The 22275-nt window shown below is 56.9% G+C and carries 12 protein-coding genes; 6 read left to right on the top strand and 6 right to left on the bottom strand.

From position 1 onward, the window contains the following. Positions 1 to 247 precede the first annotated feature (247 nt). Positions 248 to 2299, top strand: coding sequence for a trypsin-like peptidase domain-containing protein (locus AC0J4F_RS17830; protein ID WP_473024213.1), 2052 nt, complete (start codon positions 248 to 250; stop codon positions 2297 to 2299). A 719-nt stretch (positions 2300 to 3018) separates the two neighbouring features. Here the strand turns inward: AC0J4F_RS17830 and AC0J4F_RS17825 are convergent. From AC0J4F_RS17825 to AC0J4F_RS17810, 4 genes are all read right to left on the bottom strand, one after another. Next, entirely contained in the window at positions 3019 to 3798 is a 780-nt protein-coding gene (locus tag AC0J4F_RS17825; RefSeq protein ID WP_133949818.1) for an IclR family transcriptional regulator, read from the bottom strand. A 9-nt stretch (positions 3799 to 3807) separates the two neighbouring features. After that, positions 3808 to 5166: a TRAP transporter large permease gene (locus AC0J4F_RS17820; protein WP_473024212.1), complete on the bottom strand. Its 1359-nt coding sequence runs from the start codon at positions 5164 to 5166 to the stop codon at positions 3808 to 3810. Beyond that, the gene (locus AC0J4F_RS17815) at positions 5166 to 5834 is read right to left on the bottom strand and encodes a TRAP transporter small permease (protein ID WP_209175743.1); all 669 of its coding nucleotides are present in this window, start codon (positions 5832 to 5834) and stop codon (positions 5166 to 5168) included. The genes AC0J4F_RS17820 and AC0J4F_RS17815 overlap by 1 nt, the downstream gene beginning before the upstream one ends. A 114-nt stretch (positions 5835 to 5948) precedes the next feature. Continuing rightward, positions 5949 to 7178, bottom strand: a complete 1230-nt coding sequence (locus tag AC0J4F_RS17810; protein WP_133949812.1) for a TRAP transporter substrate-binding protein — start codon at positions 7176 to 7178, stop codon at positions 5949 to 5951. A gap of 109 nt (positions 7179 to 7287) precedes the next feature. Here AC0J4F_RS17810 and AC0J4F_RS17805 point away from each other — a divergent pair, with 109 nt between their 5' ends. The 4 genes from AC0J4F_RS17805 (at position 7288) to AC0J4F_RS17790 (ending at position 12487) form a co-directional block, all read left to right on the top strand. Beyond that, positions 7288 to 8898: a GMC family oxidoreductase gene (locus tag AC0J4F_RS17805; protein WP_473024211.1), complete on the top strand. Its 1611-nt coding sequence runs from the start codon at positions 7288 to 7290 to the stop codon at positions 8896 to 8898. A 46-nt stretch (positions 8899 to 8944) separates the two neighbouring features. Beyond that, positions 8945 to 10717 carry a sulfoacetaldehyde acetyltransferase gene (gene xsc / locus AC0J4F_RS17800; RefSeq protein ID WP_473024210.1) on the top strand — a complete coding sequence of 591 codons (1773 nt, stop codon included), beginning with the start codon at positions 8945 to 8947 and terminating at the stop codon, positions 10715 to 10717. 310 nt (positions 10718 to 11027) lie between these two features. Beyond that, entirely contained in the window at positions 11028 to 11663 is a 636-nt protein-coding gene (locus AC0J4F_RS17795) for a sulfite exporter TauE/SafE family protein (protein ID WP_473024209.1), read from the top strand. A gap of 545 nt (positions 11664 to 12208) precedes the next feature. Continuing rightward, positions 12209 to 12487, top strand: coding sequence for a hypothetical protein (locus AC0J4F_RS17790; RefSeq protein WP_166672733.1), 279 nt, complete (start codon positions 12209 to 12211; stop codon positions 12485 to 12487). Between the two features lie 704 nt (positions 12488 to 13191). On the opposite strand, the gene AC0J4F_RS17785 is transcribed toward AC0J4F_RS17790, so the two are convergent. After that, a complete protein-coding gene (locus AC0J4F_RS17785; protein ID WP_473024208.1) occupies positions 13192 to 13869 on the bottom strand; it encodes a LytR/AlgR family response regulator transcription factor in 678 nt (225 codons plus the stop codon). Between the two features lie 32 nt (positions 13870 to 13901). Further along, positions 13902 to 14996, bottom strand: coding sequence for a sensor histidine kinase (locus AC0J4F_RS17780; RefSeq protein WP_473024207.1), 1095 nt, complete (start codon positions 14994 to 14996; stop codon positions 13902 to 13904). Positions 14997 to 15289: 293 nt separating this feature from the next. Between AC0J4F_RS17780 and AC0J4F_RS17775 the strand changes: the two genes are divergently transcribed. After that, positions 15290 to 22237 (top strand): autotransporter outer membrane beta-barrel domain-containing protein, encoded by a 6948-nt coding sequence (locus tag AC0J4F_RS17775; RefSeq protein WP_473024206.1) that lies wholly within the window; start codon positions 15290 to 15292, stop codon positions 22235 to 22237. Positions 22238 to 22275 lie beyond the last annotated feature (38 nt).

Here is a 22275-nt window from a genome sequence, read left to right as displayed (position 1 = left end):
ATGATTCTTTTTCTAAAGCGAGAGTAGTGAGAATAGGGCAGGATCTCTAGGCGAAATCGAATTAGCTGCGGAATTACGTGAATAAAATCGTTGTAAAAACAATTCAAAGGCGTGGCGCTGAGATCTGCCTAATTCAGGTTGTTGCGATTGGTTGAAAATTACGGGATCGTTATCCAATCCCGATCGGGCTTGCGTCCGTATGCAGTCCGAACTGATGACATAGACGGCTAATTTATCGGAGGGGGAAGTGGCCCGTTTCATCTCGTGTCTCCTTGCAGCAATCGCAGCGGCCCTTCTGGCGGGGGCGCCAGCGAAGGCCTCTCCCTCTGTTGCGCTTGAACATGTGGTCTCCGTTCTGCCCGTTTGGCCTGGCCATCAACAAGGTGGTTCGGGAGCCCGGCCGGGGCGGGCTCCGGAAGGCAGCGGAGTGGTTATCCGCGAAGGCATAATCGCAACTGCTTGGCACGTGATCGAACCCGCAACACGCATCGATGTCCGGCTCTCAGATGGCCGTATTCTGCCAGCGCGGGTGGTGGCGCAAGACACGTCCACCGATATCGCGCTTTTGAGGATCGATGAGCCGGTCGAGCCGATCGAAATCGCCGAAACAGCAACGATTGCTCAACCTGTGTGCGCAATCGGAAATGCCTTTGGTCTCGGTTTGTCCGTAACCTGCGGTGTGGTTTCGGCCCTGAATGTCAGCAATGCCGGGTTCAACACTGTTGAAGACTTTGTCCAGACGGATGCCGCCGCAAATCCAGGGTCGTCAGGCGGGGCGCTGGTTGACCAAGATGGCCGCTTGGTCGGCATGGTCTCTGCCATTTTTGCCTCCGATGCCGATGCCAACATAGGCGTCAATTTCGCGGTTTCATCGCAGCTCCTTCTGCGGGTAACCGATGCTTTGATGGCAGATGGGAGCGTCACCTATCTGGAGCCCGGCTGGCGCCTCAATAGAGCGCGCCGGTCGCAACTCGCCGAAATCGCAGCGCCCGCAGTTGTGTCCGTTGACAGCGGTAGCCCGGCAGACAGAGCGGGGATAAAAGCTGGAGATCAAATTGTATCCATTGGCGCGCGGCGCGTTTTGAGCCCACGAGATGCCGCATCTGCCATCGCAGTTCTGCCGGAGACAACTGGCGAGGTCAGCCTGACGCTACGAAGGTCTGGCGAGACAAAAACCGTTTCATTGTCTTTTGCGGAAGAGACAACGCAGGTCGCCTCTCAACTGGAAACGGCTAAAGATCCTGACTGCCCGCATCCTGAAGACGTCTGTCAAATGCGTCAGATTGTTTTTCCGGTGTCCAGTTTTGATCCCGTGGGAAGCGCGACACGCATCGCAGACGATTTGTTGGTGACCAATCGGCATGTAGTTGGCAATTCGAAGACCGCGACGGTGCACACGCCCTCTGGGCCAAAGACGGCGACAGTGATCCCATCGGCCTATCAGGGAGACCTTGTCTTGCTGCAGGTTGACGGATTGCCCGACGGGAGTGTGATCCCGGCTCTGAACGCTTCGCCAGTAGCGTCGCCTGAAAGCAAAGGTGCCTTTTACGCGATTGGTGCAGACATTGCGCGTAAGCAAGTCCGGGTATTTGATCCGGGCGAATTGCTGTCTCCTCCGGCAAGAGATAGCGTGTTTGGCCGTCTCCACGTCACGGCTCAAATGCAACCAGGCGTCAGCGGCGGGGGACTTGTCGACACAGCCGGCCGCCTGGTTGGCATTGCCGTTGGTGGAGGTGACGGCCGATTTGAAGCCATCCCCTTTGATGACGTGGCCAAACTTCTCGATCTGCGCAGCGACCCGCAAGCGGACCAAGTGACCGAAGAACTTGGGAGCGGGTTTGAAGCCTGCGCGGCATTGCTCGATACGTCAGGGGGAGCGCTGCCCGGTACGACTGAAGCTACCGACCTAACATCGATTTGTAGTAAAGCTGCGAACCATGGTCAGTTGCTCAAAGCGGGGCGCATCTTGGCCCAGGCCGGTCAATTCGATGATGCAATCAGGATGCATGGGCAGGCTGTAGAGCAGGTTCCGAACTCCATCAACTCCCGCATGTCATTGCTGGTATCACTTCAGCTCGGCGGCCGCTTTGATGAAATGACCGGACATGCGCGCAAGCTTATGGAGCTTGCCCCCAACGACCCGCAAGCGCTTCGGTTCTCAATCCAGTCCGGTGTCTGGGGCGGCGATCCGGAACTCGCTGAAGACGGCTATGCCGCGCTCCTAAAAGCCGATCCACGCCAAGCACAAGCCGCCAGACGTTTCATCGACGCTGCCCCTCCTGCTCCACCACGCCGGTAAAACGTTAGAGTGAGGCTAAGTGCCATTTTGCTTGTAAAAACAGTGAACAGAGGTTTGGCTTTATTTTTCCTGTTTCCACATGGCCTGACAATTCTGCGATTTCGTTTGTGAAGTGGATGTCGGATTGACGCTCTTTAGCCAGAGTTGTCTTCAAGAACCTCAGTCGACCTTATTAGCGCCTGGTACCAAATCTCAAACATGCCTTGTGAGCTGAAGCATTTGTGACGAAAACAAAAAGATCGGCTGTCTCATCAAGCGGTTAAAGGCGGAACACAGACCAGCGTTGAGGCGAAGTCTGTTCGCCCGTTCACGCATTGAACCGAATACCAACGTGGCTCGTGTGTATGTGAGAGCTATCAAAGTCTGCAACTGATATTCTGTTCGCGGCCCAATGAACCGATCCAACTTTTGGCCTTGAACCGAAGCACTGCCCGCCAGGAGCGCATATCCATGCCTAAATAAATCAAGCCGGAAAATCGGCCTGATTGAAGTTTGGGATCACTACGCAGCGCAGCTGACTTGGAGGCCTCATTGAACCATTGCTATCGGTTCGGTGATCGCGGTTTTTAGGCAGTGTTTCTGGAAGCGGGTGAGAGCCTTTCTCCACGCCCAACCTTAGGTGACCTGCTTCGGCGGACGTCACGTGCCGGCGCATTTGCGGGACACAACCGTGCAGACTTCGCTTGGGCCCGCGGATACCATCGTTTGCGGGGCGTGGATCAGTTCAGCGCGAGTTCCTCGATTTTGGCGGCTGCCTCCCGCAAAGCTGGCAACACCGACACAAGGTTTTCGAAGGACAAACGTTGAACGGGTGCGTGTATGGAGAGCGTTGTAAGCAATCGTCCTTCGCTATCCTTCAGTGGCACTGCAATAGCAGCCATGCCTTCCAACAATTCTTCATTGTCGGTCGAATAGCCCCTTGTCCGGGTCGTTGCGAGCTCCTCACGCAGAAGGTTTTTATCGGTGATTGTCTTTGGCGTGTGTTTCTCGAACTCCATCCAGGACAGCAAGCGGTCCAGCTTCTCCGTTCGCAATGACGACAAGTACATCTTGCCGCTTGCCGTACAATGGAACGGGACATGAGACCCGATGCGCAGCTGAATGCGCAACGGCCAATGCGTTTCGACCCGGTCAAGATAAACCATTCCGAACCGGCCTGGCGCAGCGAGGTTGCACGTCTCGCCCACTTCTTCAGCCAAGGCTTTCATCACGATCAATCGCTCGGTCCTCATCCGTTGCGATGACAGCGTGTTGCCTGCAAGGTGGCGGAGCCTGCGCCCCGGCCCAAAGGACTTACCGTCGACGTCGCGCTGGAGAAACCCTTCTTCTTCTGCTGTTGTCAAAAGCCTGTAAACAGTGGGTTTGGGCAGGTTCAGTGTCTCGGCCAATGTGGCGCCAGTAACCGGAACCCCGGAGCGTGCGACCTCTTCGAAGATCAGCAAGAGTCTCAGGTTCGTCGGAATTTGTCCCTTTGCATCCGCTTCTGCGTCTACCGACATTCAGTTTCCCTATCTGTCTGGAAGCAAGAATAGCGCGACCTCTGGTGTGAGAGAAACAAATATCCATACCCCGATCAGCGCTACCAGATAAGGCACCGTATAGCGCAAGAGCCGGAAATATGGCACTCCCGTTACGCCAGATGCCACATAAAGGTTTAGCCCATAAGGCGGTGTAATAAACCCGATAGAAGCGCCAACGAGAAAGATTACCGAGAAGTGGATCGGATCGACACCCACACTTGCAGCGATCGGGGCAAGGATAGGCGCAAGAATGATCGTGACCGGAAGGGATTCCAACACCATGCCGGAGAAAAACACGATGATCATCGCGGTAAACAAAACCGCATAGTAACCGCCCATGGAGGTTACGAAATCGCCGATAACCTGCTGCGCTCCGAGAAGCGACAGGATCTGCTGCATTACCACAGAAATCGCGATCAACGGCGCAAGGATGCCGGTGATCTCGGCCGACCGCATCGTGATCCCTGGAACCTGCCAGAGAGTGAAACCCTCGACGACCAGCATTTCCGCATAGTTCTTTTCCTGCCAAGTGCGATCGCGGTTCTGGCGCGTAAGGCGGCTGATGAGCCAGGAAAGAAGCCCTGCGATGATACAGAAGCCGACAGTGACACCTGCGGCTTCGGTCGGCGAAAATTTTCCGGTGTAGATGCCCCAAAGGACAAGACCAATTGCAAAGAAGCCAAGCCATGCACCGAAAGCGGTTTTAAGCACCCGGTTCAACTGGAGTGGGATCAGAAAGCCCCATCCGTTGAGGCGGCAAATAATCCAGCAGGCGAATTGCATTCCGATGACCATGAGTGCGCCGGGCACGATACCCGCAACGAACAGGTCCGAAATCGGCAAATTCATGAGAAAGCCGTAGACGATGAAAATAATCGACGGCGGGATAATGATGCCGACAGTTCCGCCTGCAGCCGCTGTTGCGGCAGAAAAGCGCTCGTCATAGCCGCCTTTGACCATCTCGGGATGCAACATCGAACCGATCGTTGCGGTGGTGGCGGAGTTTGAACCTGAAATCGCGGCAAACAAACCGCAAGCACCGAGTGAGGCCATGGCCAACCCGCCTCGAAGCCACCCAAGACAAGCATACGCGAAGTCCGACAACCGCCGCGCAATTCCTGACTTGTTGATCAGGTCCCCAGTTAGAATGAAAAGCGGCATCGCGAGAAGCGCGAAGCCCTTGTTGAAGACGTTAAGGATCTCGGCGCCCATGTTGTCGAGGGTCAGCCCAAGAACGAATGAGCAGCCAACCACCCAATAGGCAATCACCAAAAACACCGGGACGCCCAGCATGAAGAGTATCGTGACTCCGACGGAGATCAGCGTGACAAGGGTTCCATCCGTCATCAGGTATCTCCTCCAATAACCGCCTGCCGGAGGAGGGGCTTGCCAGCGCGCATGTTTTTTATGTCATCTTCGATGTTTTCAACCGCACGCGCCGCCATAAGCGTCGCGGCGATGGGAGCCGACAACAGGAACCACCATTGCATGGTATTGTCTGTGCCCAGAACGATTTGAAAGTTCGAAGCGGACAGCGCAACCACGCGCAGGGTTGTCACGAGAAGAATAAGCGCGAAGCCAAACCAAAGAACGAAATCGAGAAGCAGACAGGCGAACTGTGCCGTCCGCGGCATGATCATTCGAAATTCAGAGAAGCTGAGATGCGTCCGCATCCGGATATTGTAGGCTCCCCCGAAGAGCGCCATGATCATGAAAAGAAACGGGGGAATGGTGGTTGACCAGGGTTGCTGATTTGAGAAGACGAAACGGTCAATAACGCCCCAGAAGATGATGGCTGCCGTCAAAAGATAGCAGGTGACCATAACGGTTCGTTCGAAGTAGCGTTCAATGACGGGGACATGGTGGTAAATCCAGGCAAGTAGAATCCCCGAAAGTGCGAGGAACACGGCACCGAAAATGTAGACCGTATTAGGTGAAAGCGCCTGCCGGATCGTCCAAGAATCTTGACTTCCCAGCGCGCTGATGAGCGCAGCCAAATCGGACCAGAGCTCCATCGGCCGTCCTCCCTGTTTCCTATTGTCGCCGGGATTATCCGGTCATTTATTCTTTGCCGGAGGACCTCACACACTGCTTGCAGAGGCCCTCCGGCAATAGGCATTGGGATTTTATCAGCCTTTCCACCAACGGCGCGGTTCGACATTTTCAGCGAGAGTGTGCGGGTTGTTGCGCACCTCGTTGTAGATGTCCTGGTAGGTGTCAATGCCACCGGCCCAGCCATTGATGCGTTCGCGCCATTGCTCCCACAGCTGCGGCTGGAACTCCGGCGAGCACATTTCTTCGGCCTTGCGAATTTCGGCATCCGACAGAGACGCAACCCGAACATTGTTCTGGGCGAAGATCGTGTCCGGCAACTGCGGGTTGGAGAAACCGACGGTATTGACGAGAGCGGCCTCGTTTGCTGCCTGCACGTGAACTTGGGTGAGGTATGAGGATTCCATAACGGCATCCTGCAACTCGCCACTCAGGCTGTCGAAGGTTGATACGGTCATCGCCGTGTGCTCGGTACCGCAGAAGAACCGCAGGTCGACACATTGGCTTACAACCGGTGACATGTTGGCGTAGGCCACGGCAGAAGCCCATGTCTCAGCACCATCGATCAACCCTTGCTTGAGGCCGTCAAGTGTCTCTTCCCACGCGACAGGCACGGGGTTCAGGTTGAGTGCATTCATTGCGATCCGGCCAAGCTGCGTTCCCGTAACGCGGTTCTTGGTGCCTGCCAGTTGATCAATCGATGTGACCGTTTCCTTGTCTTGCCAGGACAGACCGAGCTGAATGCCCCGAAGTTCAGCGTGTGTGAACAGGAACTTCAGTCCGTGACGCTTCTCGAACGGTTCACGCAGTATCCGCTGCGATTCCGGTGAGTACATGAAGTAGTACTGATCAGCGCGGCTGCGGAACATATAGGCATAGTCAAGGACGTTGAGGTAGGGCGCGCCACCGGCTGAATTCTGGGTCGACGCGGCGTAGAGATCGATGATCCCCTGCTGTGCTTTCTCGACGCACGAGAGCTGGCCGCAAATCTGGTTATTGCCGATGAATTCGATGCGGATTTCTCCGTCCGTACGCTCCTCCAAGTCACGGGCGAACTCAAGACAGCCGGCCCGCTCGATCAACAAGTTTTGCGGGTTAAATCCGGCTGCGCCGAACTTCAGAGTGTGCTTGGCGTCCTTTGCGAAGCGCTTGTTGTAAGTGGACTCTGCCGCTCTGGCGAGGTTCGCCGCCGTCATTACACCGCCGAACGCGCCTGCGGCAAAGAGCGTCGAGCTCATGCCGTAAGTGCCTGCAATTTTGAAGAAATCTCGGCGTGAGACACCCTTTATGCGATCATAAATTCCCATTTATTCCTCCCATTTTGTGAATTAATGATACTGAATTTATCAAAAAAAGCTAGATTAGTATTGGTAACTTGCATAGAGATAATTGCATCTGATGGAGGGTTTTTTGAAGATGGAAGCAGATTTTGTGGTCGTCGGCGCCGGTTCGGCGGGATGCGTGATCGCAAATCGGCTGAGTGCGAGTCCGAACACCAAGGTCATCCTTCTGGAAGCGGGCGGCGCGGATCGAAACCTGTGGATCCACATTCCGGTCGGTTACTTCAAGACCATGCATAACCCCAGTGTCGACTGGTGTTACAAGACAGAGCCAGATCCAGGATTGAATGGCCGGCAACTTGACTGGCCGCGAGGGAAAGTGCTCGGAGGGTCTTCGTCTCTCAACGGCCTTCTTTATGTTCGCGGGCAACCGCAGGATTATGACCGCTGGCGTCAAATGGGGAACACAGGCTGGGGTTGGGACGATGTCCTCCCACTTTTCAAGCGCTCGGAAGATCAAGAGCGTGGCGCTGATGCATTCCATGGACAGGGCGGTCCGTTGTCGGTATCGGACATGCGCCTGCAAAGGCCCATCTGCGATGCCTGGGTGGAGGCAGCCCAGGCTGCAGGTTATCCTCTCAATCCCGACTACAATGGCGCTGAACAGGAAGGCGTTGGGTATTTTCAGCTCACGACGCGGAATGGACGGCGATGCTCCTCTGCCGTTGCTTTCCTGAAACCGGTTCGGTCGCGTTCGAACCTTCAGATTGTGACCCGGGCAGCAACGACACGCATCCTTTTTGAAGGGCGCCGCGCAACAGGTGTCGTCTATCGCGACACTGAGGGGCGCGAGCACACTGTGAAAGCACGCGCAGAAGTCATTCTGTCGGCAGGTGCAATCGGCTCACCGCAGCTTTTGAAGGTGTCGGGTATCGGAGAGGCCCAACACCTGAAAGAACACGGTATTGATGTTGTTGCTGACCTGCCGGGCGTCGGCAAGAACTTACAGGATCATCTACAGGCGCGCCTGGTCTTTAAGTGTAACGAACCAACTTTGAACGACGAAGTGCGGAGCCTACTTAACCAGGCACGTATCGCGTTGAAGTATGCGCTGTTCCGCGCCGGACCGATGACGATGGCCGCCAGCTTGGCGACGGGGTTCCTGCGCACAGGTGATCACGTTGATACGCCGGACATCCAGTTTCACGTTCAGCCTTGGTCAGCCGACAGTCCTGGAGAAGGCGTTCACCCATTTTCAGCCTTTACGATGTCGGTATGTCAACTTCGCCCGGAAAGTCGTGGTGAAATCCGCCTCGCGTCGCCGGATGCCAGCGTTTATCCGAAAATACATCCAAACTACCTGTCGACCGAGACCGATCGCCGGACGATCGTGGCCGGTATCAACATCGCCCGGCGCATCGCTCAGCATGCTCCGCTGAAGCATAAGATTTCAGAAGAATTCCGGCCGGACGCCTCGCTTGATATCGACGACTACGAAGCCACGCTCGACTGGGCGCGGAATAACTCGACGACAATCTATCATCCAACAGGCACCTGCAAGATGGGCAAAGGCGAAGGCTCAGTTGTCGACGAGCGACTGCGCGTTCACGGCATTGAGGGACTGCGTATCGCTGACTGCTCGATCATGCCCGAAATCGTCTCGGGCAATACCAACGCTCCAGCAATCATGATCGGTGAGAAAGTGTCCGACATGATCCTGGAAGACCAGAAAGTTGGCGCAATGTAGCGCCCCGAATTCCAGTTCTAATGTACATCTCCAAGGGAGTAACGGCATGAAAATGACGACTGAAGAAGCCTTCGTCAAAGTTCTCCAACGCCACGGAATCAAAAATGCTTTCGGCATAATCGGATCTGCCATGATGCCGATCTCTGACCTTTTTCCGACTGCGGGCATTACCTTCTGGGACTGCGCGCACGAAGGCAGCGCTGGGATGATGGCTGACGGCTACACGCGCGCTACCGGCAAAATGTCGATGATGATCGCGCAGAACGGCCCGGGCATTACCAACTTCGTAACTGCAGTGAAAACCGCCTACTGGAACCACACACCGCTCTTGCTAGTTACTCCGCAAGCAGCGAACAAGACCATAGGACAAGGCGGCTTCCAGGAAGTAGAGCAGATGAAGCTTTTCGAAGATATGGTGGCATATCAAGAAGAGGTTCGTGACCCGACGCGCGTCGCCGAGGTTCTGACGCGTGTGATCTCGCAAGCCCGCCGCCTGAGTGGCCCGGCCCAGATCAATCTGCCGCGGGATTTCTGGACACAGGTCATCGACATTGAGATCCCCGACCCGATCGTTTTCGAAGCTTCGCCGGGCGGTGAAAACTCGGTTGCCGCGGCAGCCGAGCTTCTGAGTTCCGCCAAGAGTCCTGTCATCCTGAATGGTGCGGGGGTGGTCCTCTCGGGCGCAATTCCTGCATCTGTTGCGCTGGCTGAGCGTCTTTCGGCGCCCGTTTGCGTGGGGTATCAGCACAACGACGCCTTCCCAGGCTCGCACCCGCTTTTTGCCGGGCCACTGGGATACAACGGGTCGAAAGCCGGTATGGAACTGATCAAGGAGGCCGACGTCGTTCTCTGTCTCGGTACGCGATTGAACCCGTTCTCAACGCTCCCCGGTTACGGCATGGAGTATTGGCCAACGGATGCGAAAATCATTCAGGTCGATATCAATCCAGACCGGATCGGTCTAACCAAGAAGGTTACGGTCGGTATCGTCGGTGACGCGAAAAAGGTCGCGGAGGGTATTCTGGAGAACCTGTCGGATACTGCGGGCAATAATGGACGCGAGGAACGGTTGGCTCGTGTTTCGCTCGTCAAGTCCCGTTGGGCGCAGCAATTGTCTTCGATGGATCATGAAGATGACGATCCAGGAACAACATGGAATGAACGCGCACGTGCGGCTAAGCCGGATTGGATGAGTCCGCGAATGGCATGGCGCGCAATCCAGGCAGCGCTGCCGAAAGAGGCGATTATTTCGTCCGACATTGGTAACAATTGCGCAATTGGCAATGCCTACCCGTCCTTCGAAGAGGGCCGCAAATACCTCGCGCCAGGGCTCTTCGGGCCGTGCGGTTACGGCTTGCCATCAATTGTCGGAGCCAAGATTGGCTGCCCGGATGTGCCGGTCGTGGGCTTTGCCGGAGACGGTGCTTTTGGCATCGCCGTCAACGAACTGACCGCGATCGGACGCGGCGAATGGCCGGCAATTACCCAGATCGTCTTTCGCAATTACCAGTGGGGCGCGGAAAAACGAAACTCGACGCTCTGGTTTGACGACAACTTCGTCGGCACTGAACTTGATGAAGGGGTCTCTTACGCAGGGATCGCCCAGTCCTGCGGGTTGAAGGGCGTTGTTGCCCGCACCATGCAAGAACTGACCGACGCTCTGAATCAGGCACTTGAAGATCAAAAGGCCGGAAAGACTACGTTAATCGAGGCGATGATCAATCAGGAATTGGGAGAACCCTTCCGCCGTGACGCAATGAAAAAACCGGTTGGCGTCGCCGGCATCGATCCTGCGGATATGATGGAGCAGGCGGTCTAACCCGTCGCGAACAAGTGGCAGAAAAGGCGCGCGCTAACAGAAAATCTGCGCGCGCCGCCATTTTAAGGTTTACAGCTCCCAGCTCGGGTTTTGAAAGCGCGCAAACCGCTTTGTCTGGGTGTTTGTACCCCAATCAAATCAACGGGTCTGGTCCGGTGGCGGTGGAACAGCTGTCTGGAACCAAGAGGTTGAAGACAGGATAGGGAGCCTTTTCGTGGAAGTAAGTCACGCACTGGACGCATTCTTATTGGCAAATTGCGCCGTCGTGATCGCCGCTTTGGTCCAGACTTCCACAGGCATGGGGTTCGCGATGATTGCCGCGCCGTTGCTGGCGCTTGTGAGCATCAGTTTCGTGCCGGGGCCGATGTTGTTCATCAATCTCTTTTTGTCTGTCTTCATGCTTGGTGATGGACGTTCTCATGTCGTTCGCCGCGAGATCTTGGCGCTTGGTCCGGCCATTCTGGTCGGCACACTCATCGGTGCTGCTATCCTGAGCCGCATTCCTGGGGACAGGCTGGCCGTGGTGTTCGCAAGCTTGATACTGCTGGCCGTCGCAATTTCGATTTTTGCAAAGGCGCCGCCATTCACACCTCGAAACCTCTCGATATGCGGCGTGGCCGTCGGCATCATGGGATCAACATCAGGCATTCCGGGTGCCCCGCTTGTTATCATGTACCAAAACGAGCCATTGGAAAAAACGCGCCCGACCATGGCTTTGGTTTTCACGTTTTCCTACATCACCTCTCTTTGTGCGCTTGCTTATGTGGGGGTGTTCAATGTCCGGCTGGCATTGGATGGCCTGATGCTATTTCCGGGGCTGCTAATCGGGTACGGTTTAGGGCGTTGGGCACGAAGGTTCATGACGCAGGCGGTGGGGCGCGTTCTGATGCTTTCTATCGCTTCCTCCGGATCGGTGCTGCTAATTGTCAAGTCGGTGCCGGGCTGATCTTGGAAGCAGAGTTTTTTCTGCGGACATGACCGGTAACTGGCGTGCACTTCGGGTCCTACTGAAGGGCACATGTCTCTACATAACCGTCTGCTTTGCGTACTGAAATTAAAGAGCACGACTGTTTAATGCTCAATGAAAGCGTGTGGTTTGGATCTTAGTTCGAAAGTAAATCATGAAAGTGTGGTCGCCGGTACCAAGCCTTGCCACCACGCATGAGATTCTGAGAGTTTTGCCGACGGGACCATTGCCCAATGCCCCAACAGCGATGCTATGACAAGACGCAAAACTTCTGGGGTCTGGTTTTGTGTGCCAGTTGAATAAATTACCGAAATTCGATCCGGAACAGGGTAGAATAACGCTACATCAATGACTTACAGAATAATTGGCTGGGGAACCTGGATTCGAATACTCTTTTTCAAAAGACCTAAAATATTGATATTATGGATAAAAGTTTTTCATAAGATATCGGATTAACCCCACAATTTACCCCAAACTTACCCCAAACTTATCCCAAAAGATTTTTGTTAGATTGCGACAGTGCGATGAAATCAGAGCTTTTCAAGTCGTGCTGTTTGAGAGTTTGGGAGACCGAATTGCAAACCGGCGGTCTTGCCGTGGCTGATGTTGGAGCATCACCCCATGCCAATACAGATTGGCATGCCATGCCAACCACAGTGGGCATGCATAAGAACAGTATATATAAAACAACATTGTCTGATGAAAACGAGCCCAATCGCTCAAGCCATGGCTACACTCCTCGTGATCGAAATGGGGGCTCGGTTAGAGCTGTTCTTGATCAGTTGCAGGATGGTTTTGCATGAAATTGCTTTGACGCGAATATGGCTGACTTCAATGTGAGTAGGCATGTATCTTAACAATCGCAAAGGCTTATGCCGTAACTCTCAAAGATCGCATCAATTGTCAAACCTCTGCACAACAAGGATGTTAAACGCGACCAGAAACAAATTTTTGATTGGTTCGGATTTCCTGAATGCGAGGAAAAAGATACAATATTTCAACTGCATGCAACGTGGAGCAGGCCGTTAGAACGCAAGTATGAAGTCGCTTCAAATGGCTAATGCACAGCTATTGGGGGATTTGAGGGTTGATTTAGTGCGACACTAAACGTTAGAGTTTAGTCACTCTCACCAAGTGCGCCACCGGGCAACCGGGCGGCGCATTTTTCGTTCTAGTTCATTAGTGCCGGGGAGGCGGGAATGTTGGATCAATCTCAAAACCGACATTATTTAGGCAGCATCGGGCAGAGCGAGCACATGAGATGTAGCCAGAAAAACGCGCGGGTCCTTTCAGGTCGTTATCTGTCCCACGAGGTCATTCGCCATCCCAGGACACCGACGCACGCGGTGTTCGCCGAAGTGTCAGGTTCATGGTCAGGGTCATGTTAATATTGATTGGGATGCGAAAAGCCTTAACGAGTAAGTGCAGTGATGACTTCGAATTCCTTCCCGGCTCCGGCGCTTCTTCCATCTGATCGCAGATATCCTAAGACACTTAGATATAGGGTTTATTGTTTAGACCAAGCGCGAAGACGCCGAGCGGCGGCACGGCCGACGATGATCGGTTCGTCTTGACCCTTTAGGGTGACCGCCTGCTTTCCAGCCTCCGCGTGCCTGATCGTTCTGATGGCAGCGCGGTTCATGATTAAGAACCGGGAAATACGCACGAAATCAGGATGCTCAATATCCGCTTCAAATTGTCCCAACCTCTTGCTCACCAGTATCTCTCTCTCGTGGGTGAGGTGAATACGCGTGTAATCGCCCTCAGCCTGAAGCATCGCAATATCGCGTAGCGCCAGGAACTGAATTGTACCATCCACACGGATCGTGACCCGTTGTTCGTCACTAGCAACTGCCTTTGCTTCCAAGTGCAGTTTGTTCAACCTGAGGCGATCAATTGCCCGTTTTAACCGTTCTGGCTCGACCGGTTTTAAAAGGTAATCGACAGCGCCATGGTCAAAGGCCTGGACAGCGTGGTCGGCATGCGCAGTCACAAAAACGATTTGGACTTGGCTCTGCTTGCCATCCAAGAGTGCAAAACCATTTGAGCGATCCTGTCCGAGGTTTATGTCGAGGAAGACTGCGTCGGGGGAAAGGGCTTTGAGTTGCGAACTGGCTTCTGCCAGGTTCGCAGCCGCTCCGACGACCTCCACGTCGTCGTGTGAGGCGCACATACGGCTGAGCAACCGTCGGGCTGGGGGCTCGTCATCCACGACTATTAGGCGAAGCATGGTTCACCTTGGAGTTGGAGCTCAACGACCACGTCGTCTTTGTCAGGTCGGAGCCGCAGTTGATGACGCGATGGAAAGTGTACATCAAGCCGACGGCGAAGATTAGCAAGGCCAATACCGGTGTCAGTCTTGCCCGGGACCAGTTGTCCCTTGTTTTTTACTTGTAGGATCAGGACCTCGTCATCGCTCAGGGCTGACACCCGAAGTTTTAAATCCGAGGAAGCGCCGTGCTTAAACGCATTTTCGACCAGAACCTGGAGTGTCCAGCGAGGTAAAAGGTGTTCAGCAGCAGAGCCCGAGACATCGAGCTCCATCCGAAAAGGCAATTCAAAGCGGCCTTCCTGGATCTTTAAATAGGTGTGTAGACTATCGATCTCCTCACCCAAAGAGCAGACTGGGTGCTGATGCTGTTCCAGGTTATGGCGCAGAAAAGCAGCTGTGTTGCGGGTCATGTCTAGCGCAACTTCAGGATTGTCGTGAATCTCCGCCGCAATGGTGTTCAGTGCATTGTACAGAAAATGTGGATCTAGTTGTGTGCGCAGATGATTCAGTTCAGCGCGTGTTGCATTGTTTTCAGCGAGAATGCGCCTTGTTTCGGCTGCTCGGGCTCTGCTCCACGACATCGTCCAGGCATAGAGCGATACCCAACTTACCAGGATCGCAAAATAGTAGGCACCGGGAATCGCTGCCACATCTCCGTCGCGCCATGGGAGAGTCTTTCCAAAACCCGCAAGGATTCCACCACCAATTGCGGCCAGCGCGATAGCCGCAACGATACAAAACATCAAACCCAATACTGCGAAACGTGGGCCGAATATCTTAACACCCAAACGGGACACAGTCAGATGAAACCCGGCTGTGATGGCGTATGCGAGGGGGTCGAGCACCAACGTCATTGTCGCGGCAAGTGCCGTATCATTGAACAAAATAACGCGCGCGCCGAACCCGAATGTGGCCAGGAAAATCCAGACGGTCGTGTGTGCCTTCAGCAGAGGAAAGCCAACATCATCTGGGGTCAGGCCAGTTCCGTTGAGTGCCCCGTGTTCAGCGGAAGAACGCGGATCAAGCTGAAACGCGCCCATGGGGTTCTCGGTGCGCGTTATTAGGTCTATCAATTTCATAACAAAGGTTGCTGACCTTCGCGGTTCTGTTTCTCACCAATGACCTTGCGAGTCCTTCGCACAACAGTCAATGGTGTCTGCAACCTGATGTGCGCATCGTCCCGGCCCAGTATGCTAGTTCATCGAGTGTTTTTGCCGTTTCATCGAACGTAACTTGCGATGTCTCCGGTGCGGCTGAGAAGGTCGACCCTGCAAGTCAGGGGTGGGCCAAGTCTTCGCCCCGTACGACTGAAAGTTGCTTGGGGGGCGCTTGGATGACATATCGCGTGTTGACGGCTGGCCATAGGCAGGACCGTAATGGGTTCGGCTTGGTCCTTTGCCTGGGTGCAGCCAAGGTGGGATTGCTCGTCTCAACATCCGCACTCGCCCTGCTCATGTCCAGCCCGCTCCTGGCCGATGACTGTTCGGGATCTGTCACCTACGGCGATGCAAGCTGCACACTGAATGCTGGGACCACCGACGGCGTTTCCATTGTCCAGTTCGGTTTCCAATCCGGAAACACAATGACCTTGGTCAACAACGCAACACTTTCGCAAAATACGGACACAGCAAACCACAACGAGAACAGCAACGAGCTGTTTCTTGATTTCTTCGGGTTGAACGGCACGACCGATGACGGTGTCAACGGCACTCAAGGGCCGCAGATTTCGGTCACGAACAACGGGGACATTACAACCTCGGGCACCTCGTCTCAGCAGGATACGGTGACCGAAGTCGCGCCAATCGAAATCTTCAGTTTTGGTGGCAACGGTGCCGAGCCGGGTAACAATGCAACCGGTGGAACCGGTGCCGAGGGCGGCATTGTGAGCGTCACCAACAATGCGAACATTCTGCTTGAGCAATCCGCGACCCTAGACGTTTCCGCGCAATTGAGGGGCATCCGGGCACACAGCGTTGGCGGAGATGGCGGTGATGAAAACCCGAGTTATGTCTTTGGAGATCAGCTTGGCGGCCCGGCGGGAGATGGAAACCAGGTCACCGTGACGAATGCGGCCGGCGGCACAGTTACGCTCGGCAGTGAGAGTGCGCCCGTGTTCGGCAGCAATCTCGGCCGTGGGATTGAGGCGGTAAGCCAGGGGGGCACGGGCGGCCAGGACAATGGTCCAGGCGGAGCCGGCGGGACGGTCACACTCACCAACAATGGCTCCGTCAGCGTGTACTACAGCGAACTGGCGGCCGGAAACGACGGGGTGTCTGGACTCTACGCCCGCAGCGATGGGGGGGATGGCACAGCGTCGTTTGACAACGATGATGACGGCGGGGACGGCGCATCAGCCGGGACGGTTACTGTCACCAACTCAGGGTCCGTCCGCGTGGATACGTCGGAAACGGCAAATGCGATTGGGGGCTATCAAGCCGGGATCTTTGCCGAGTCGATTGCTGGAAACGGCGGCGCGTCGTCCAACAAGGCTGCCGGTGGCGTTGGTGGCGCAGCCGGATCGGTCACCGCCGGCAATACGGGTTCTATCGTGACGATAGGGTCCGGGGTGGCCGGTGTCATGGCCCGGTCTGTCGGCGGCGTCGGCGGGAACGGCAATGGCGATTCAGATTCGACCGGTGGTGCCGGGGGAACCGGCGGCAATATTCAGGTGAACCTCGGCGGATCTGTCTCGACTGGCGGGCGGGAAGCCTACGGCGTGATTGGTCAATCGGTGGGCGGTCTGGGTGGCGGAAATGCCGGTACCGGTGGCCGCGGAGCAAATGGTGGGACGGTCGGCCTTTTCAGCAACTCGGGGACTGTCACAACCAGCGGCGATCTTGCGTCGGGGATCACCTTGCATTCGATCGGCGGTGGCGGCGGCACCGGCGAGGACTTTACCGGGGTGCTGGCCGGATCCGGCGGCAACGGGGGCAATGGGGGCAACGCTGGCAAGGTGGAAATAACTTCTGCCACCGGGGTAACAACAAGTGGTGACTACGCAACTGGTCTGGTCGCGCAATCCATCGGTGGATCCGGGGGGACGGGCGGCATCGGCGCGGGGCTTGTGCTTGGCCTTGGCGGTGATGGCGGCGGAGGTGGGGCGGCCGGAAATGCCATTGTCAACAACACTGGCAATCTGGTCATGACCGGATACGGATCGGGTGCCATTGTGGTCCAGTCGATCAGCGGCGGCGGCGGCTTAGCCGGCATGGACGGCGGCGCATTGTCAATTGGCGGTCAGGCGGGCAGCGGGTCGAATGGCGCGCGCGCGTATGCCACCAACAATGGCGATATCACAACCAGCGGCGATGCCTCTACCGGGATTTCTGTCCAGTCCATCGGGGGCGGCGGAGGCTCGGCGGCAGGCAGCGCCGGTATATTTGTCGTTGGCGGTTCAGGCTCTGCCGGTGGCAACGGCGGCGAGGCTGAGGCCTATCACGTCGGGGGGCAGATCACGACGGCGGGCGAGTTCTCCCACGGGATTTCAGTCCAGTCCATCGGCGGCGGCGGCGGCTCCGGGGGTAACGTGTTCGATCTGTCTGTTGCCAATGTCGGCCGCGGCGGTGTCGGGGGCGATGGCAGCGTCGGTGGCAATGGCGGATCGGTGTGCCTTACCGATGTGTATGACACGAGCATAGGCTGCTCGACTGCGCCCAGCGACAGCGGATCGAAAGCCGCTCAAGCGAGTTCTTCCGGCATCCTTACGACGGGCGATTTCTCCGTCGGGGCGATGGCGCAATCCGTTGGCGGTGGCGGCGGCAACGGCGGGTCCGCGACCGGGGTCGACATTGCGTCCATTACAAATATCCAGATCGGAGCGTCCGGCAGCGCGGGCGGTAACGGCGGCACGGTTCGCATGGCGTTCAACCAGCTGCAGCTGGAGACCAGAGGAAACAATGCGCAGGGCCTTATCAGCCAATCCATAGGCGGAGGTGGCGGAAACGGGGGCAACGCCTTGAACGGGGGAGCCGTGACGCTTGTTCCGGTTCAGGTGGGCGGCAGTTCCGGCATCGGCGGTGATGGCGGAGAGGTGACCACAGTGCTCGATGGCTCGTTTCTCGTGACCCGGGGTGCTAGCTCGGCGGGGGTCGTCAGCCAGTCCGTCGGTGGCGGCGGAGGCACGGGGGGCTCGGCAACCGGCTATAACGGCAGCATCGGTGTCAGCATAGATACAGCAGTTGGCGGCACGGGAGGACCGGGTGGCGACGGGCAGGCCGCAAGTGTCGTAGTGAGCCAGACCACCATTGGAACCGGTTTCAACTTTGCACCAGGCGAGCCGATGCCCGATAAATCGGCAACAGACTCCCATGGTATTGTCGCCCAGGCCATTGGCGGCGGCGGTGGTGTCGGCGGAACGGCAACGGCCGATGCCGTCACTTTGGCCGCCCCCACTGGGGAGGACGTCTCCTTCGCAGTTTCTATTTCGACCGCCGTCGGCGGCTCGGGTGGCGTCGGCGGCAATGGGGCGTATGTCGGTGTTGGTCTCCGAGGCGGCAGCTCCGTCCTTACTGGAGGGGACGGCGCCGTAGGGATCCTGGCCCAGTCGGTGGGTGGCGGCGGCGGTGATGGCGGCGGCGCGTCCTCGCTTTCAGATACAATCGGAGATGCCAATACGATCTCGCTCGATATAAGCACCAGCATTGGGGGTGACGGCGGAACCGGTGGAAACTCCGACGTCGTTGTCATCGGCCTCGATGAAGATACATTTGTCGAAACGTTTGGCGACCATGCCAACGCGGTTGTGGCCCAGTCGATCAGCGGTGGCGGCGGCAATGGCGGGGTTGGCAGCGCCTCCAGCAACAAGATCGGAGGCGGGTTTAACGCGTCCCTGGACATAGGCCTGGGCGGGTCTGGGGGAACCTCCGGTTCAAATGACACCGTCACTGTCGAACTTGCATCCGGCTCATCTATCCGCACGCATGGAGCCAACGCCCACGGTCTTGTGGCCCAGGCCATTACAGGCGGTGGCGGCACCAGCCAGGGGGGCAATATCGGACTGTCGGCTTCTGCCGGTGTTGGCGGCGAAGGAGAAGGCGAGGGTGAAACCGGTGGTGAAGGCGACGATACCGAGATTTCCGGAAGCGTCAATGTCAGTGTCGGTAGGACCGGTGGCGGGAGCGTGGCCGCCGGGTATGTCGATCTGGCAACCGGTGGGATGATTTCAACAGACGGAGGCGATTCAGACGGCATCATTGCGCAATCGATTGGCGGATCCGGCGGGATCGGGGGATCTGCCGGAAGCGATGCGGGCGATGAAGGCGACGACGGCAACGGATTTCTTGGCGGTGACGATGAAACAAGCTACGCGTTTACAGCCTCTGCTGGCGGCACAGGCGGTACCGGCGGGGACGGTGGCGATATCGGTCTGACCCACACCGGAACCGTAACCACGCTGGGAGACTGGTCTGACGGGATCGTCCTGCAATCCATCGGCGGCGGCGGCGGCACGGCCGGAACCGCCACCGCGGCGGGCAGCGATGCAACCGCCACGGTGGATCTTGCCATTGGCGGTACCGGCGGAACAGGCGGAAGCGGGGGCGCGATTACGGCCAGTTTCACGGGTGGCAGTTCAGCGGTTTCCACGAAAGGTCACGCTGCGCACGGCGTTCTCATCCAAAGCATCGGTGGCGGCGGAGGTCACGGCGCTGACGGATCGGATTCTGCAAATGCGACGATTGCTGTCGGCGGCGGACTTGGCGGTGGTGGAGGTGCATCCGGGCATGGCGGCGAGATCACCGTGACCGGGGACATGCTCACGGTCTCCACACAGGGCAATGATGCCTTTGCACTTGCCGCACAGTCCATCGGGGGTGGAGGAGGCACCGCTGGAGCGGGCAGCAGCAAAGCCTCTGATGACGATGACAGCCACAGCTTCGAGCTGTCCGTGGGCGGCAATGGCGGCGGCGGCGGCGGTGGCAACACGGTCAGCATTGACAGCGGAGTCACCCTCTCAACGTCGGGTGACCGGGCATTCGGTATTCTAGCGCAGTCGATCGGGGGCGGAGGCGGTGTTTCCGGCAGCGCCGATGGCGCCAGTATCAAAAAACTGAACATCAACGGCACCAGCGGGGCAACAGGTGACGGTGGGGCCGTTTCCATCACCCTGGAACAAGGATCGGGCATCACAACGGCCGGGCGCGGGGCGCATGCCATCGTCGCCCAATCGATTGGCGGCGGCGGCGGTATCGTGGGAGACACCAGCCGGGCATTCACAAATGGCGCTATCCTGATCAACCCCGGTGACGGGATCGGCGGCGCAGTGACTATGGATGTCAATGCCGATATCACTACGACAGGGAACGGCGCATTCGGCATCTTGGCTCAGTCGATTGGCGGCGGGGGCGGCCTTGCCGGAGACAGTAACGGTGTGTTTGCCGGCAGCAGCGCGTCTGGCACCACAACCGGCAGCGGCAGCGGCGGTGCGGTTTCGGTCACCCAATCCGGAACCATCACCGCAAGTGGCGCGGGCTCAATCGGTATCTATGCCCAAAGCACGGGTTATGGCGAGAGCAGCCAACCCATCAGCATTCAGATCAACGGCACCGTAACCGGTGGCACGGGCGACAGCTCGAGCGCGACGCAGACGGTTGGCGGTACATCCGCCAACACGCTCCAAGTGACGGCCGATGCCCTGGTGGTGGCTGGCACCGGAGGTCATGCCATCCGGCACGAAATCCGCGAAACGGGCGGGGCTTCGGCATCGAGCACACTGCTCGTGGACAACACCGGCACCATTGACGGTTCCATCTCACTGCATGAGGCAAATGGCCCGGTCCTGGGCCTCATACGAAACCACGCAAGCGGGACCTTGCGGGGAGCGACGCAATATGCCGGTCACATGACCAATGCCGGTATCGCTCAAATCGGCGATAAAGGTGCGAATGGGACGACGCGACTTACCGGCAACTTCAGCCAGGAACAGACCGGTACATTGCAAGTCGGCGTGGACTTCGTCGGCGCGCGCAGCGATATCTTTTCGGTCGAAGGGGACGCGGCTCTCGCCGGATACCTGTCTGTAAACCCGGGCAGCTTGGCGCCTAATGTCGAGCTGGACGTGGTGACTATTGCCGGGACGGTCACGGGGGACGTTGTAGCCGCCGAAAATCCTGCGGTGATCTACAATGTTCGCAGGGAAAACAACACCATCAAGGTATCGGCAACGGATACGCGTTTTGAAAGCGCGTTTGCCGCCATCAATGGTAACCAACGCAATGTCGGTGCCTATATGGATACTCTCTTCGATACCAGCAGCGGGACTTATGGAACGCTGCTCGCGGACCTTGACCGACTGGCGCAAGGCGATGCCACAGGGCAAGCCTATGCCAGAGGCTTGTCCGTCCTGTCTTCTGGTGGTTCGCAGGCAGCCGTGGCCGCACAAACGCAGCTGGCTCAGGGCCGCCTCGGAAAAGTGTTGAGTTGTCCGCAATTCTCTGGCGATGCATCCATTTTGAAAGAACAACCCTGTACTTGGGGCACCTTAGGGGCCGCAGCGGTCGATCAGGACGGCGCACCCGGATATGACGGTACGGTCTATGGTATGGCCGCCGGAGGCCAGTTCGAATTTCACCCCGACTGGTTCATAGGTTTCGCAGCGGGCTATGAGAATTCCTCCTATGACGGCGACTATGGCCTATCGAGTGTGGACGGTGATACGGGCTTCATTGCCGCCGCCTTGAAGCGGCAGTGGGGCGCATTGCTTCTATCGGGCGCAGTGTCAGGCAGTTACGGCACATTCGAGACGACCCGCTTGATTGATTTACCGAGTTTCAATGGGGTGGCCCGGGGAGACATGGATGTTGCAACTATCTCCAGCCGTGTGCGCGCTGCATATACTATCGGCAGCCAAACAGCCTATGTGCGCCCTTTTGTGGATCTGGACGTTATCAGCACATATGCCAGCGGGTACGAAGAAAGCGATGCCGGTGTCTACAATGTAAAGGTGGCCAGTGAAAGCCAGACTGCCTTTATCGCAACCCCTGCGTTGGAGGTGGGAACGCACCTAGAACTTTCAGACAGTTGGGAAGCTCGAGGTTTTGTTAGGGGTGGCGTGAGCATTTCAAGCGAGGACGAGTGGACGACTTCTGCTTCCTTAAGTGAAGCGTTTGCGGGGTCTGGTACATTTGATAGCGCAATTCCAATAGCTGACGTCGTTGGTCGGGTAGCAGCTGGCGCACAGCTTACACATGAAGCCGGGTTTAACTTGATCGCGGAATATGAGAGCGCATTCGGCAGCGGCTATTCCAGCCACAGCGGCACACTGAAATTCTCCTACAAGTTCTGACACAGGTCTGTCGCAATGAAAAATGGGTGAAGCACAAC

This window comes from Roseibium sp. R5, from assembly GCF_055755305.1.
This window is presented reverse-complemented; position numbering and strand designations above follow the sequence as displayed.

Coding starts and splice junctions, on each gene's coding strand:
- AC0J4F_RS17825 (WP_133949818.1), bottom strand. CDS start 3,798: ATGTCGGTAGACGCAGAAGCGGATGCAAAGGGACAAATTCCGACGAAC.
- AC0J4F_RS17820 (WP_473024212.1), bottom strand. CDS start 5,166: ATGACGGATGGAACCCTTGTCACGCTGATCTCCGTCGGAGTCACGATA.
- AC0J4F_RS17815 (WP_209175743.1), bottom strand. CDS start 5,834: ATGGAGCTCTGGTCCGATTTGGCTGCGCTCATCAGCGCGCTGGGAAGT.
- AC0J4F_RS17810 (WP_133949812.1), bottom strand. CDS start 7,178: ATGGGAATTTATGATCGCATAAAGGGTGTCTCACGCCGAGATTTCTTC.
- AC0J4F_RS17805 (WP_473024211.1), top strand. CDS start 7,288: ATGGAAGCAGATTTTGTGGTCGTCGGCGCCGGTTCGGCGGGATGCGTG.
- xsc (WP_473024210.1), top strand. CDS start 8,945: ATGAAAATGACGACTGAAGAAGCCTTCGTCAAAGTTCTCCAACGCCAC.
- AC0J4F_RS17795 (WP_473024209.1), top strand. CDS start 11,028: ATGATTGCCGCGCCGTTGCTGGCGCTTGTGAGCATCAGTTTCGTGCCG.
- AC0J4F_RS17790 (WP_166672733.1), top strand. CDS start 12,209: ATGAAATCAGAGCTTTTCAAGTCGTGCTGTTTGAGAGTTTGGGAGACC.
- AC0J4F_RS17780 (WP_473024207.1), bottom strand. CDS start 14,996: ATGGGCGCGTTTCAGCTTGATCCGCGTTCTTCCGCTGAACACGGGGCA.
- AC0J4F_RS17775 (WP_473024206.1), top strand. CDS start 15,290: ATGACATATCGCGTGTTGACGGCTGGCCATAGGCAGGACCGTAATGGG.